Origin of the sequence: Pseudomonas sp. P39-UII1, from assembly GCF_039672635.1 — a bacterium.
GTDB lineage: Bacteria > Pseudomonadota > Gammaproteobacteria > Pseudomonadales > Pseudomonadaceae > Aquipseudomonas.
In genome coordinates, this window is the sequence record NZ_JBDFPP010000003.1 from 251,617 (window position 1) to 265,249 (window position 13,633).

Below are 13,633 nucleotides of genomic sequence, written 5' to 3' on the forward strand. Positions count from 1 at the left end.
GGCGGAGCATGATCGAGCAGGCAGACGGACGACAAAATGAAAAAAAAGAAGAGACATATAAAAAGCTTTTCTGAATAACTTATAAATCTTAAGTGGATAAGTTTCTGTGGATAAACCGCTAGAGGCCATGGATCACGGGCTGTACAGAGTTTTGAAACGTTGTCCACAACCGGTGCTGCGCTTGTGTCACGGCTGAGCATAGCCTGTGGATGAAAAGGGTCATTATCCACAGGCGAGTTATCAACAGGGCTCGACCCAGGGTTGTGCATAGCCCTCAGGTACGGTTATCCACAGAGCTTATTCACAGTGCCGAAGTGTCTTTTTGGTCGCTAAATGGCTGTTTTGTCATGGCTCTGAATGTTTCCACATGTGGATAACTGGTCGCTCGACCGGTACAATGGCGGTTTGTTTTTGCCTCATCCGGCTTTCAAACTCAGGGGATATCCGTGTCAGTGGAACTTTGGCAGCAGTGCGTGGAGCTTCTGCGCGATGAACTGCCTGCCCAGCAATTCAACACCTGGATCCGTCCACTACAGGTCGAAGCCGAAGGCGACGAGTTGCGCGTGTATGCGCCTAACCGTTTCGTTCTCGATTGGGTGAATGAAAAGTACCTCGGCCGTCTGCTCGAACTGTTGGGTGAGAACGGGACCGGCATTGCGCCTGCCCTTTCCTTGTTAATAGGCAGCCGTCGCAGCTCCGCCCCGCGCGCTGCACCTAATGCACCGGTCAGCGCGGCGGTAGCTGCTTCTCTGGCGCAGAATCCTGCGCAACCTGCAGCCGCACCCGTCTTGGCGGTGGCTGGCCCAGTGTCGTCGCCGGTGGCCGAGCCCGTGATGGCCAACGACTCGGCCGAGCCGTCTTCGCGCGACACTTATGACTCGATGGCCGATAGCGCTCCGGCACCCGTCGCATCGGGTCGCACCGAACAGCGCAACGTGCAGGTAGAAGGTGCGCTCAAGCACACCAGCTACCTGAACCGCACCTTCACCTTCGAAACGTTCGTCGAAGGTAAGTCGAACCAGCTGGCCCGGGCTGCTGCCTGGCAGGTTGCCGACAACCCCAAGCACGGTTACAACCCGCTGTTCCTGTATGGCGGTGTAGGCCTGGGCAAGACGCACCTGATGCACGCTGTGGGTAACCATCTGTTGAAGAAGAACCCGAATGCCAAGGTGGTCTACCTGCATTCCGAGCGTTTCGTCGCCGACATGGTCAAGGCCTTGCAGCTCAACGCGATCAATGAATTCAAACGCTTCTACCGTTCGGTCGATGCGTTGCTGATCGACGACATCCAGTTCTTCGCCCGCAAGGAGCGTTCGCAGGAGGAGTTTTTCCACACCTTCAACGCGCTGCTTGAAGGTGGTCAGCAGGTGATTCTTACCAGCGACCGCTATCCGAAAGAGATCGAAGGCCTGGAAGAGCGCCTGAAGTCACGTTTCGGCTGGGGTTTGACGGTGGCCGTGGAGCCGCCGGAGCTGGAAACCCGCGTGGCGATCCTGATGAAGAAGGCCGACCAGGCCAAGGTCGAGCTGCCGCACGATGCGGCGTTCTTCATCGCCCAGCGTATTCGCTCCAACGTGCGTGAGCTTGAAGGCGCATTGAAGCGGGTTATCGCCCACTCGCACTTCATGGGCCGCGACATCACCATCGAGCTGATTCGTGAATCGCTGAAGGACTTGCTGGCGCTGCAAGACAAGCTGGTGAGTGTGGATAACATTCAGCGCACTGTCGCTGAGTACTACAAGATCAAGATCTCCGATCTGTTGTCCAAGCGCCGTTCGCGCTCGGTCGCCCGCCCGCGTCAGGTTGCCATGGCGTTGTCCAAGGAGCTGACAAACCACAGTCTGCCGGAGATCGGCGACATGTTTGGCGGCCGTGACCACACCACCGTGCTACACGCCTGCCGCAAGATCAACGAACTGAAAGAATCCGACGCGGACATCCGCGAGGACTACAAGAACCTGCTGCGCACGCTGACTACCTGATGGCCGTCAGCGCAGCTAATTGAAGGCAAGGGACTAGACCATGCATTTCACCATTCAACGCGAAGCCCTGTTGAAACCCCTGCAACTGGTCGCCGGTGTCGTCGAGCGCCGTCAGACCTTGCCGGTCCTGTCCAACGTACTGCTGGTCGTGCAAGGCCAGCAGTTGTCGTTGACCGGTACCGACCTGGAAGTCGAACTGGTAGGCCGCGTGCAACTGGAAGAGCCGGCAGAGCCCGGCGAAATCACTGTCCCGGCGCGCAAGCTGATGGACATCTGCAAGAGCCTGCCGAACGACGTTCTGATCGATATCAAGGTCGACGAGCAGAAGCTGTTGGTCAAGGCCGGCCGTAGCCGTTTCACCCTGTCGACCCTGCCTGCCAACGACTTTCCGACGGTGGAAGAAGGCCCAGGTTCGCTCACTTGCAACCTGGAGCAGAGCAAGCTGCGTCGCCTGATCGAGCGCACCAGTTTCGCCATGGCTCAACAGGACGTGCGTTACTACCTCAACGGCATGCTGCTCGAGGTATCTCGCAATACCCTGCGCGCAGTCTCCACTGACGGTCACCGCCTCGCGCTGTGCTCCATGAGCGCAGCCATCGAGCAGGATGAGCGCCACCAGGTTATCGTGCCGCGTAAAGGTATCCTCGAGCTGGCGCGCCTGCTAACCGACCCAGAAGGCATGGTCAGCATCGTCCTGGGTCAGCACCACATCCGTGCGACCACTGGCGAATTCACCTTCACCTCGAAACTGGTGGACGGCAAGTTCCCGGATTACGAGCGAGTACTGCCCAAGGGCGGTGACAAGCTGGTCATCGGCGACCGTCAGGCGCTGCGTGAAGCGTTCAGCCGCACCGCGATCTTGTCTAACGAGAAGTACCGCGGTATCCGCCTGCAGTTGGCCGCAGGTCAGCTGAAGATTCAGGCCAACAACCCTGAGCAGGAAGAAGCAGAAGAAGAGATCAGCGTGGACTATGAAGGCACCTCGCTAGAGATCGGCTTCAACGTCAGCTACCTGCTGGACGTATTGGGTGTGATGACTACAGAACAGGTGCGTCTGATTCTGTCCGACTCCAACAGCAGTGCGCTGTTGCAGGAAGCGGGCAATGACGACTCGTCCTACGTTGTCATGCCGATGCGTCTGTAACACGTAGCAGGCCTAATGTCCCTTAGACGTATCATGGTCACCGCGGTGCGCAATCTGCACCCGGTGACCCTCTCACCCTCCCCGCGCATCAATATCCTCTACGGCGCCAACGGCAGCGGCAAAACGAGTGTGCTTGAAGCGATCCACTTGCTTGGGCTGGCCAGGTCGTTTCGCAGCACTCGCCTGAACCCCGTCATTCAGTACGAGCAAGCGGCGTGCACCGTTTTTGGCGAAGTGCAGTTGGCCGAAGGCGGCACTACCAACCTGGGCGTATCGCGTGAGCGGGCGGGCGATTTCACTATCCGTATAGACGGGCAGAACGCCAAGAGCGCCGCTCAGCTGGCTGAGCTTTTGCCGCTACAGTTGATCAACCCAGACAGTTTCCGCTTACTGGAAGGTGCGCCGAAGATCCGGCGGCAGTTTCTGGATTGGGGAGTGTTCCACGTGGAACCCCGCTTTATGCCGGCCTGGCAACGGCTGCAGAAGGCGCTGCGGCAGCGGAACTCATGGTTGCGGCATGGTACACTTGACCCAGCTTCGCAAGCGGCCTGGGACCGGGAATTGTGCCTCGCCAGTGCCGAAATAGATGAATACCGTCGCAACTATATCAAGGCCTTGAAGCCCGTCTTCGAGCAAACCCTGAGCGAACTGGTCGAGCTGGACGGGTTGACCCTTAGCTACTACCGAGGCTGGGACAAGGACCGGGAACTCAACGAAGTACTCGCCTCTTCTCTTCTTCGCGATCAGCAGATGGGCCATACCCAGGCCGGTCCGCAGCGTGCTGATCTACGTCTTCGTCTGGCTGCCAACAACGCAGCCGACATCTTGTCGCGTGGTCAGCAAAAGTTGGTGGTTTGTGCATTGCGCATTGCCCAAGGTCACCTCGTTAGCCAGGCCCGCCGCGGACACTGTATTTATCTGGTGGATGACTTGCCGTCCGAATTGGACGATCAGCATCGCCGTGCGCTGTGCCGCTTGCTAGAAGAATTACGCTGCCAGGTGTTCATCACCTGTGTAGATCACGAATTACTGAGGGAAGGCTGGCAGACGGAAACGCCAGTTGCTTTGTTCCACGTGGAACAAGGCTGTATCACCCAGACCCACGACCATCGGGAGTGAAGGCATGAGCGAAAATCAAACGTACGACTCCTCCAGCATTAAGGTGCTGAAAGGTTTGGATGCCGTGCGCAAGCGTCCCGGCATGTACATTGGCGACACCGATGACGGTAGCGGCCTGCACCACATGGTCTTCGAGGTGGTCGACAACTCGATCGACGAAGCCCTCGCGGGGCACTGCGATGACATCACCGTCATCATCCACACGGATGAATCCATCAGTGTGCGCGACAACGGTCGCGGCATTCCGGTCGACGTGCATAAAGAAGAAGGCGTTTCCGCAGCCGAGGTCATCATGACCGTGCTGCACGCTGGCGGTAAGTTCGACGACAACTCCTACAAGGTTTCCGGCGGTCTGCACGGTGTAGGTGTTTCGGTTGTAAACGCCCTTTCCGAGAAGCTGGTACTCACCGTTCGCCGTAGTGGCAAGATCTGGGAACAGACTTACGTACACGGTGTTCCACAGGCGCCTATGGCCATTGTGGGCGAAAGCGAAACCACCGGTACTCACATCCACTTCAAGCCGTCGGCTGAAACCTTCAAGAACATTCACTTCAGCTGGGACATCCTGGCCAAGCGTATTCGTGAACTGTCGTTCCTGAACTCTGGCGTGGGTATTCTGCTGAAGGACGAGCGCTCGGGTAAGGAAGAGTACTTCAAATATGAAGGCGGCCTGCGTGCGTTCGTTGAGTACCTGAACACCAACAAGACTCCGGTCAACTCCCAGGTGTTCCACTTCAATGTGCAGCGTGATGATGGCGTGGGTGTTGAAGTCGCCCTGCAGTGGAACGACAGCTTCAACGAAAACCTACTGTGCTTCACCAACAACATCCCGCAGCGCGATGGTGGTACCCACCTGGTCGGTTTCCGTTCCTCGCTGACCCGTAGCTTGAACAGCTACATCGAGCAGGAAGGCCTGGCGAAGAAAAACAAGGTCGCCACCACCGGTGACGATGCCCGTGAAGGCCTGACCGCGATTATTTCGGTCAAGGTTCCGGACCCTAAGTTCAGCTCGCAGACCAAGGACAAGCTGGTCTCCTCGGAGGTGAAAACCGCCGTGGAACAGGAGATGAACAAGTACTTCTCCGACTTCCTGCTGGAAAACCCGAACGAAGCCAAAGCGGTTGTCGGCAAGATGATCGACGCGGCCCGCGCCCGTGAAGCCGCGCGCAAGGCTCGTGAAATGACGCGCCGTAAAGGTGCGCTGGACATCGCTGGCCTGCCGGGCAAACTGGCGGACTGCCAGGAGAAGGACCCTGCCCTTTCCGAACTGTACCTGGTGGAGGGTGACTCCGCAGGTGGTTCGGCCAAGCAAGGCCGTAACCGTCGTACCCAGGCAATCCTGCCGCTGAAGGGCAAGATCCTCAACGTCGAGAAAGCGCGTTTCGACAAGATGATCTCGTCCCAGGAAGTGGGCACGCTGATCACTGCGCTGGGCTGTGGCATCGGTCGCGAAGAGTACAACATCGACAAGCTGCGCTATCACAACATCATCATCATGACCGATGCTGACGTTGACGGTTCGCACATTCGTACCTTGTTGCTGACCTTCTTCTTCCGTCAGCTGCCTGAGCTGGTCGAGCGTGGCTACATCTACATTGCGCAGCCACCGCTGTACAAGGTGAAGAAAGGCAAGCAGGAGCAGTACATCAAGGACGACGAGGCCATGGAAGAATACATGACCCAATCGGCCCTCGAAGATGCCAGCCTGCACCTGGACGAATCGGCGCCAGCCGTTTCCGGTGTACAACTGGAAGCGTTGGTCAACGAATTCCGTAGCGTGATGAAGACGCTCAAGCGTTTGTCGCGCCTGTACCCGGAAGAGCTGACCGAGCACTTCATCTATCTGCCGGAAGTCACCCTGGAGCAGCTGGGCGACCACGCTGTCATGGAGAGCTGGTTGGCTAAGCTGCAAGAACGCCTTAACAACAGCCAGAAGTCTGGCCTGGCGTACAAGGCTACGCTGCGCGAAGACAAGGAACGAAATGTGTGGCTGCCGGAAGTGGAAATCACCTCCCACGGCCTGGCCAGCTACATCACCTTCAACCGCGACTTCTTCGGCAGTAATGACTACCGCACTGTGGTCAACATCGGCTCCAAGCTGGCTAGCCTGCTGGGTGAAGGTGCCTACGTGCAGCGCGGTGAGCGTCGCAAGGCGATTGTCGAGTTCAAGGAAGGCCTCGATTGGCTGATGAACGAGACCACCAAGCGTCACACCATCCAGCGATACAAGGGGCTGGGTGAGATGAACCCGGACCAGCTGTGGGAAACCACGATGGACCCAACCGTGCGCCGCATGCTCAAGGTCACCATCGAAGATGCGATCGCCGCGGACCAGATCTTCAACACCCTGATGGGTGATGCGGTCGAGCCACGTCGCGAGTTCATCGAAAGCAACGCCCTGTCGGTATCGAACCTGGACTTCTGATTCGGTGTAGGTTCACAGAATAGCTGCACGGTTTCACAAATAGTTGACCGGCCGGGCTCCATGCCTGGTCCCAGCTGGTCACCATCAAGCCCGCCTTTGCGGGCTTTTTTTTTGCCTGAAATTCCTGCCGAGGCGCCCTCTCCTCTCCTTCCAGAAATGTAGAAGGAAGACGTTGAGGAAGTGATCTGATGGCAGACCGAAAAATCTGAAAAGCTCATCGGGCGGATTTGAGGTGTAGAGGGAACAACGCGTATTTAAGAATTAATAAGTGAACAAGTTAAGAGTGAAATACACATACTTGTTATGTATTAATTTATATAACTTGGCATTGAGTCATCTTTTATCCGTAATTGGCCATTCAGACTTTTTGTGGATTTCGAAGAGATGTTGGAATAAGATCTATGACCAACTTTTTCCGCTTCGCTATGCGGATCTCTAGTCGAATCAACTGGTTGAAGCGAGAACCTAAGACCAGATCCAAACCGGGCCGGCGACCACGATGTGATCGTTTAGAAATAAAGAGAGTAAACCGGTTGCTTGAGATTCTGATCAGTCATGAGTGTCATGACTTAATGAGCAGAAAAGGAGACCTGAAAATGTAGAAAAACGCGATCAATCCCGAGAGGACTGACCGCGCTTAGCAAAGCAGACTTGCGTCCTGAGAACCCGCAATGTCTGCTTTTTCGAAGCGACTGTCAATCCTCTCCCATCTTTTCGACCTTAGCGAGGCTACTCGACGGCACAGTGTTGCCTGTCGAAAGGCCTCACTTCGCCCGCCCTGCGCCTTGATTTTTTGGCGCAGCGTCGGCGCTCGTTTCGAGATTTTCGGAGGTGTTTCATGACAGTACGAAAGGTGGTCACGCGGCGGTCCAACCATTACCGCGGCTACTTCCCATCGCTCAAAAATAAAAAGCCTATGCCCTGGGAGTCCCAGCTCGAAGGCGCGTTTTATCGGCTTCTTGAGCTGTCTCCTGCGGTCATCGGCTACGTCCCGCAGCCCAGTGAGGAGCGTATTCCATCGCTCCAGGGCTATTTCAAATACTACCCGGACGTACAGGTTTTCCTCGCGGATGGGCGCGAGTGGTGGTTTGAAGTGAAACCTCACGACCGACTGAAGATAGCCAGTGTCAGGCAGCGACTGGATGCCGCTGAGCGCTACTTCAGCGCCACCGCTCGTAACTTTTCGGTGGTCACTGAAAGGTTAATTGAAGCTGAGCCCCTGGCTACCAATCTTCGAAGGCTGATGTATCACCGGCGCGGTCCAGAGCTTTCGCATCAGGCGTTGGAGGAGGTAATGGTGGCCTTCAACAAATGGCCGCCTATGACCGTTGCAGATTTGCTCTGCGTGGTTGGTGAGAGGAAAGCCTGGCGCTTGTTAGGCCTTGGGGTGGTGGGCATTGACCTTGATAGGTCAATTGACACTGACTCCCCGGTCTTCCTGCAGGGGGGGCACCGTCATGCAAACCTTTTCCCTTAGGGTGAAATTGGTCGTCATCGTTCGTGGCGTACTGATGGTGCTTGAGAAGAGGCTTATCGACCGGAAGCTGCTCTTTTTCGATGAGCTTGGTGAGCCCACGAAGCTATCCGAGAAGGAGTTCTATGAGGCCTACGAGAAGCGCGAGATCGAGATCTCCGCTGATCAGCCTTATCTCGGGAAGGTTCCGTATGTACGGAACATCCCTCCAGACATCTCATGCTTCCCCAAAAAACATGGGGATGAAGCATTGCGCCGACGCAAGTATCTGGACGACTTAACTAAGCGCGGTAAATACAAGCTGCCGGGTGACGAAGACATGATCAAGACACTTAGAGATATCGCCAAAAAGATTGGGGATGCATGCGTACCCTCGGTTTCCACCATTCGACGCTGGGCCTCTAAATACATTGGCCAGAACGTAGTAAAGCTCATCCCTCAGCATGCCAAAAAGGGCCGGGCTCCCGCGATCAAGGGTGAGCTTGAAGCAATTCTTGAAGGGGTGATCAATGAGACCTACCTGCAAGACACGATTCCTGCGGTCAGCGTGGTCGTTTCAGAGTTCGAGGATCAGATTAAAGAGAGGAACAAAAGTCGTTTGCCCTCGGATCAGCTCAAGATCCCAAGCGGAATGACTGTCCGAAGGTACATCGCCAAGCTGGATCCGTACCTTGTGGATAAGGAGAGGCTTGGAAAATACGCAGCAGACAAAAAGCACCGCGTTGCGGCGGGTGTCCTACGTGTCCATGAGATTCTGGAACGGTGGGAGATTGATCACACGCTCTTGGACGTACAGCTTGTGGATGAAACCTCGGGGTTGTGTATTGGGCGCCCCTATCTGACGATCGTCCTGGACCGCTTCTCTCGTATGGTGATGGGATATCTGCTTCACCTGTCGGCGCCAAATACGGAAACCGTGCTTCGTGTGATCGAACGCTCAATCCGTCCAAAGACCGAACTGCTGAAGCGTTTTCCTAAAGTGAGAAATGAATGGTGGGCACGTGGGCTGCCGGCTCGCATCGTCCCAGACAACGCGGCGGAATTTCACGCGGGTGATCTCATCATGGGGTTCAACGAGTTGGGTATCGAGATCATGTATCCCGCTTCCAGGGCCCCTCAAAGGAAAGGTGCCGTCGAACGCTTTTTCAGCACACAGAACCTGGGGCTTATCCACAACCTCCCGGGTACCACCTTCTCGAATATCCAGCAGCGTGGCGATTACGACTCGGAGAAGAATGCATGCTTCACGCTCCCTCAATTGGAAGCGGTGGTAGTGAAATGGATCGTCGATGGTTACCACCAGACTCCTCATCGGGGGCTGGACAACAGAACACCGGCTCAAGTCTGGGGGACTAGCGAGGCGAACCATGTCATTAGCCTTCCCGTCGACCTGGATTCGTTGGAGTGCATTCTGGCCAAGCGGGCCTCGGTGAAGGTTCACCATTACGGCATCGAGGTAGCCAAAGTGGGCTACCACTCTACGGAACTTGCTGAACTCCGTATGCGTTTGGCAGACGGGGAAAAGGTAAACGTCCGCTATCGAGACGAAGCCGGGCACGTCTGGGTTCACGACCGCTTCAGAAACTTGTTCTTCAAAGTGCCCGCCAAAGATGAGCGAATGGCCGGTAAGAGCAGGGAGGTGTGGAAGGCTGCCGAGAAAGCGCTTCGAGAAAAATACAATGAGCAGCCTAGCTTCGAGGCTACGCACAGGTGCTACCAGGAAATTATGGAGGATGCAGACGAGGCCCGCCGTTCGCAGACGCTCAGAAAACGGCGCGCAGCTGCCATAGCGAAAATTGACAAGGAGGGTCGAGTGACCGAAAGCACGCCTCCACCCAAGGTACTCGCTGAAGTGGAATGGACCGGTGACTCTATTCCTAACATTCCGCCAGCAGCCTTCAAGGTTTCGGTTCGTCGCCCTGCTGGGAGTTCTAAGCCATGAACGCCATCGATCTTTCTGAGTGCTATGAGCATGGTGAATACAGCTTTACGCTCCGCGATCGTTTTATTCACAGCCCTCAAGTCGAGCGAGCGTTGACGCGACTAGGCGATATCCACGGCGATAGTCGGCGTACCAGAGCAAGTAAAGGGTTGCTGATCCAAGGTCCAAGCGGTGTGGGCAAGAGCACATTGGTCAAGGAGTACATTCGGTCACTGGAGGAATCGGAGAGCCATGACCCACAGAAGCGGGCAGTTCTGTTCGTTGAGATGCCTTCGTCACCTACGAAGAAGAACCTGGCAGCAGCCATTTTGGCGGAGTTGAAGGACCCCTTCGCTGAGGCACGAGGACATTCGGCTGAGGTTAAATTTGCACGTGTAGTCCTGCTGCTGAAGAACCTTGGCGTGGAGATGTTGGTCCTCGATGAGGCGCAGCACCTGGTCGATTATCGTCGTAACGGTGCGTATGAGGCAGCAGACTGGATCAAGAGTCTGATGAATGAAACCAATATCGCGTTTGTTCTGATTGGGCTGAAGCGCACCGAAAATCTCCTGCTAGCAAACGAGCAACTGCGACGCAGGTTTTCGGCCACGGTGGCATACGATCGCTTCACCTTCTCCGCTAATACGTCTCTTCATTTCGTGATGTTGTTGCAGGCAATCGAGGGCGAACTGCCTGTTCAAACCATCAGTTTTGTAGAGCCAGCGATGATTAAACGCTTCTACCTGGCTTCCTATGGATTGATCGACTACCTCATAAAGATTGTGGACAGGGCTGTTTGGCTGGTTCAAGTCCAGGACCTTGCCGGGATTGAACTTCCGGTACTTGCCCAGGCTTTTGAGGACGAGGTTTGGAGCTGCGCCACCGAGGAACGAAACCCCTTCAGTGCGAGCTTCAATTTCCAGCCTCTGTTCGGGAAGCGGGAGCCGTTTGAAACGTTCGAAGAGAGCAATACCTGACGGCCAAGGGCCGGGCTTATCGGCCCGGCTCTACTCCCCTGATTTTTATGTCTTCGATTTCATGGATGTGTAGGAATGTTTGGTCTTTTAATCAACCCACGACCACACCACGACGAAAGTCTTTTGGGGTACCTGCAGCGCCTGGCGAAAGCCAACGGATTACCCAGAAAGGAACTGCTCACAGCTTTTGCACGAGCAGGCGAGACCGAGGTTGCGGACTGGCTGCAGCAGATCGAGGGACCTTTGAGTTGGCCAATCGTAGCTGCTGAGTTTCGTGATCCTAAGCCTAAAGGGGTCAAGCTATGGACGACTCATCACGCTCGTTACTGTCCGATCTGTTTGGGCGAAGCCGGTTATTGGAGAGAAAGCTGGGGCTTGACCCTGGTTACGACATGTTCTGTCCACGGCACTGAACTCCACGGGCGGTGCCCCAACTGTCTGAAGGAAACCGATCCAAGCGCAATGAGTGCGAATAGTTGCCAAGCGTGTGGCACCTCATTGAGTGGGAGCAATTTTGAGATCGCACCGGCGAGTGATACAGCCGCCTGGCTCACCTCTGGCTTTGAAGATAGGTTTTACGCCGACTCGTTGCCAGCTGACGCGGGATTGGCTGCCCTCACCTACGATCAGTTTCACGAGTTGTCATCGCGTCTCGCTGTCAGAAGTTTGCCTACGGAAAGAATCCAGCCGCTGAAGGTCGCTGATTCGGGTTCGCTAGAGATATCGCGGCATATGGCAAACGCTGCGGGCGTGGTTCTCATGAACTGGCCTCTCGCATTCAGAGAACTGCTGAGTGGCCTCAAGGAAGTCCATTCCGATAGCGGCAATTGGACGCTCAGCAGGTCGTTCGGACCGATATACCACGACATCCACCGTGATCTGGATGACCCTTGTTTTGACTTTCTTCGTCGAGAGTTCGAATCATTTCTGCAGCATGCGTGGGAAGCACCGTTAGCGAAGCGAAATCGCAATTTGAGTGAGGAGACGATTGAGAGACATCGTTGGGTGTCCTTCGCTTCTGCTGCTGAAGCTTGTGGTCTCGGGGTATCAGTCGTAAAACGCCTTCATCAGCAGGGACAAATCGCCTATAGGGAAAAGGCCCCTGAAGGTCGTGTCTTTACGGTCGTGGACCTGGATCAGTTGAAGTCGATTTCGCAGCAGCTCCAGGGCGCGGTTGATATGAAACAAACCGTGAATTTGCTAAGCCTCTGTCACAAGCGGGTTAGGCAGCTGCTGGCTGGCGGTACCCTCCAGTTCTTTGGAGGAGAACCGCGCCCAGGCGAAAGGTGGCTCATTGACTGCCGCTCGGTCAACGAACTGATTGAAGATAAGCTGTCCACCAGCACTGACCAAAGTCTGGTGACGATCAACTACTTGGCCAAGCATTCGCTGCCCAAGGGTGGTGGGTTGGTCGAATTGGTTCAAGCAATCCGCGCAGGTGAACTTCGTGCCTACCGACAGGCCGAGTCTGGCCCGGTTGGTGTGGGGGCGTGGTTACTCAAGCCGCAAGAGTTTGCATCGTGGCAACAAGCCCGAACAGGGGGCAAGGGCTTAACCCTACCCGGTTTATCGGTGGTCAAAGCAGCTACGTTATTAGGTGTCAAAGAAGAATGCGCTTATGCGTTTGTTCGGCTTGGCCTGCTTTGGAGTACCAACGTCGAACACGGCAGGCGTACGCAACTGGTGGTTAAGCCCCAAGCGATCGAAAGATTCAGGCGAGGCTATATTTTGGGACCGGAGATCGCTGTGTACCTGGGAACGTCGACCAAGGAAGCGTTCAAACTCCTTTGGGAGGCTAGGTTTCGCCCGGTTGCGGGACCATCCATACCAAATGCAGCATGCCGGCAGTACGTATGGGTGAGAAGCAAAAAACTGATTGAATGCCTAATGGGTGAGGCGATGCAGAGCGACGACCCAGATGCCACCACCCTTTTATCCACGCCGATCGCTCAGCCTCGCGATAGCCGATTCAAGCATGTGGGATCAAGATAGTTAGCAAGCTCTCTTTTTTGGTTGCTAAAATCACCGAACATCATCTGGAGAATCCAATGTCCCGTCTCGCTGAATTTCGCTTACTCGAACAACAGCTCGCAGCCCAACTGGCCGAGCTGGAAGCGCTAAAAAATGACTCTTCCTTGAAGCAGGAAATGGAATTCGAAAAGAAGCTTCGCGCCCTGCTCAACGAGTACGGCTACGGTCTGCGCCAAGTGGTGATGATCCTCGATCCGCAAGCGGTGGCTTCCGCTGATATGGCCCCAAAAACCTCTCGGAAACCGCGCGAAGTGAAGGTGTACAAGAATCCACACAGCGGTGAGGTTGTTGAGACCAAGGGTGGTAATCAGCGTACGCTCAAGGCCTGGAAAAACGAGTATGGCGCTGAGGTAGTCGAGTCTTGGCTCGCCAACTGATTGCACTGCAGGCGGCTTCTGGCACGACATAAATCGTGGTGCGCCCCGAATGCGAATTCCCATTCTGGGGCGTGACGAAATTTTCTGCGGGTGGTGGTGACACACAGTTTATGCGCATTAAATAGAGGTCCACTTCAAAAAATAGACTCCAAAATGCGTAACGCTCTCGTTTCAATCTCAGTG

Annotated in this window: 9 protein-coding genes; all 9 read left to right on the top strand. The window is 55.4% G+C overall.

Going from position 1 to position 13,633, the window contains the following annotated elements; translation table 11 throughout:
* The first annotated feature begins 446 nt into the window (after positions 1–446).
* The 9 genes from dnaA (at position 447) to ABEH27_RS06400 (ending at position 13,450) form a co-directional block, all read left to right on the top strand.
* Positions 447–1,982, top strand: a complete 1,536-nt coding sequence (gene dnaA, locus ABEH27_RS06360; protein ID WP_346612733.1) for a chromosomal replication initiator protein DnaA — start codon at positions 447–449, stop codon at positions 1,980–1,982.
* 40 nt (positions 1,983–2,022) lie between these two features.
* On the top strand, positions 2,023–3,126 hold the full coding sequence (gene dnaN, locus ABEH27_RS06365; protein ID WP_346612734.1) for a DNA polymerase III subunit beta: 1,104 nt from the start codon (positions 2,023–2,025) through the stop codon (positions 3,124–3,126).
* A gap of 15 nt (positions 3,127–3,141) precedes the next feature.
* On the top strand, positions 3,142–4,245 hold the full coding sequence (recF, locus tag ABEH27_RS06370) for a DNA replication/repair protein RecF (protein WP_346612735.1): 1,104 nt from the start codon (positions 3,142–3,144) through the stop codon (positions 4,243–4,245).
* A 4-nt stretch (positions 4,246–4,249) separates the two neighbouring features.
* Complete coding sequence (gene gyrB / locus ABEH27_RS06375) at positions 4,250–6,670, top strand: DNA topoisomerase (ATP-hydrolyzing) subunit B (protein ID WP_346612736.1); 2,421 nt, start codon at positions 4,250–4,252, stop codon at positions 6,668–6,670.
* Between the two features lie 838 nt (positions 6,671–7,508).
* Positions 7,509–8,147 carry a TnsA endonuclease N-terminal domain-containing protein gene (locus ABEH27_RS06380; RefSeq protein ID WP_060515839.1) on the top strand — a complete coding sequence of 213 codons (639 nt, stop codon included), beginning with the start codon at positions 7,509–7,511 and terminating at the stop codon, positions 8,145–8,147.
* Positions 8,128–10,086, top strand: coding sequence for an integrase (locus tag ABEH27_RS06385; RefSeq protein ID WP_346612737.1), 1,959 nt, complete (start codon positions 8,128–8,130; stop codon positions 10,084–10,086). Before ABEH27_RS06380 ends, ABEH27_RS06385 begins: the two co-directional genes overlap by 20 nt.
* A complete protein-coding gene (locus ABEH27_RS06390; protein ID WP_181718135.1) occupies positions 10,083–11,042 on the top strand; it encodes a TniB family NTP-binding protein in 960 nt (319 codons plus the stop codon). Before ABEH27_RS06385 ends, ABEH27_RS06390 begins: the two co-directional genes overlap by 4 nt.
* A gap of 75 nt (positions 11,043–11,117) precedes the next feature.
* Positions 11,118–13,034 carry a TniQ family protein gene (locus tag ABEH27_RS06395; protein WP_346612738.1) on the top strand — a complete coding sequence of 639 codons (1,917 nt, stop codon included), beginning with the start codon at positions 11,118–11,120 and terminating at the stop codon, positions 13,032–13,034.
* Between the two features lie 56 nt (positions 13,035–13,090).
* Positions 13,091–13,450 carry a histone-like nucleoid-structuring protein, MvaT/MvaU family gene (locus ABEH27_RS06400; protein ID WP_346612739.1) on the top strand — a complete coding sequence of 120 codons (360 nt, stop codon included), beginning with the start codon at positions 13,091–13,093 and terminating at the stop codon, positions 13,448–13,450.
* Positions 13,451–13,633 lie beyond the last annotated feature (183 nt).

Bases quoted from the DNA above. Each gene is read 5' to 3' on its own strand.
- ABEH27_RS06390 (WP_181718135.1), top strand. From the start codon at position 10,083: ATGAACGCCATCGATCTTTCTGAGTGCTATGAGCATGGTGAATACAGC.
- gyrB (WP_346612736.1), top strand. From the start codon at position 4,250: ATGAGCGAAAATCAAACGTACGACTCCTCCAGCATTAAGGTGCTGAAA.
- ABEH27_RS06380 (WP_060515839.1), top strand. From the start codon at position 7,509: ATGACAGTACGAAAGGTGGTCACGCGGCGGTCCAACCATTACCGCGGC.
- recF (WP_346612735.1), top strand. From the start codon at position 3,142: ATGTCCCTTAGACGTATCATGGTCACCGCGGTGCGCAATCTGCACCCG.
- ABEH27_RS06395 (WP_346612738.1), top strand. From the start codon at position 11,118: ATGTTTGGTCTTTTAATCAACCCACGACCACACCACGACGAAAGTCTT.
- ABEH27_RS06400 (WP_346612739.1), top strand. From the start codon at position 13,091: ATGTCCCGTCTCGCTGAATTTCGCTTACTCGAACAACAGCTCGCAGCC.
- ABEH27_RS06385 (WP_346612737.1), top strand. From the start codon at position 8,128: ATGCAAACCTTTTCCCTTAGGGTGAAATTGGTCGTCATCGTTCGTGGC.
- dnaN (WP_346612734.1), top strand. From the start codon at position 2,023: ATGCATTTCACCATTCAACGCGAAGCCCTGTTGAAACCCCTGCAACTG.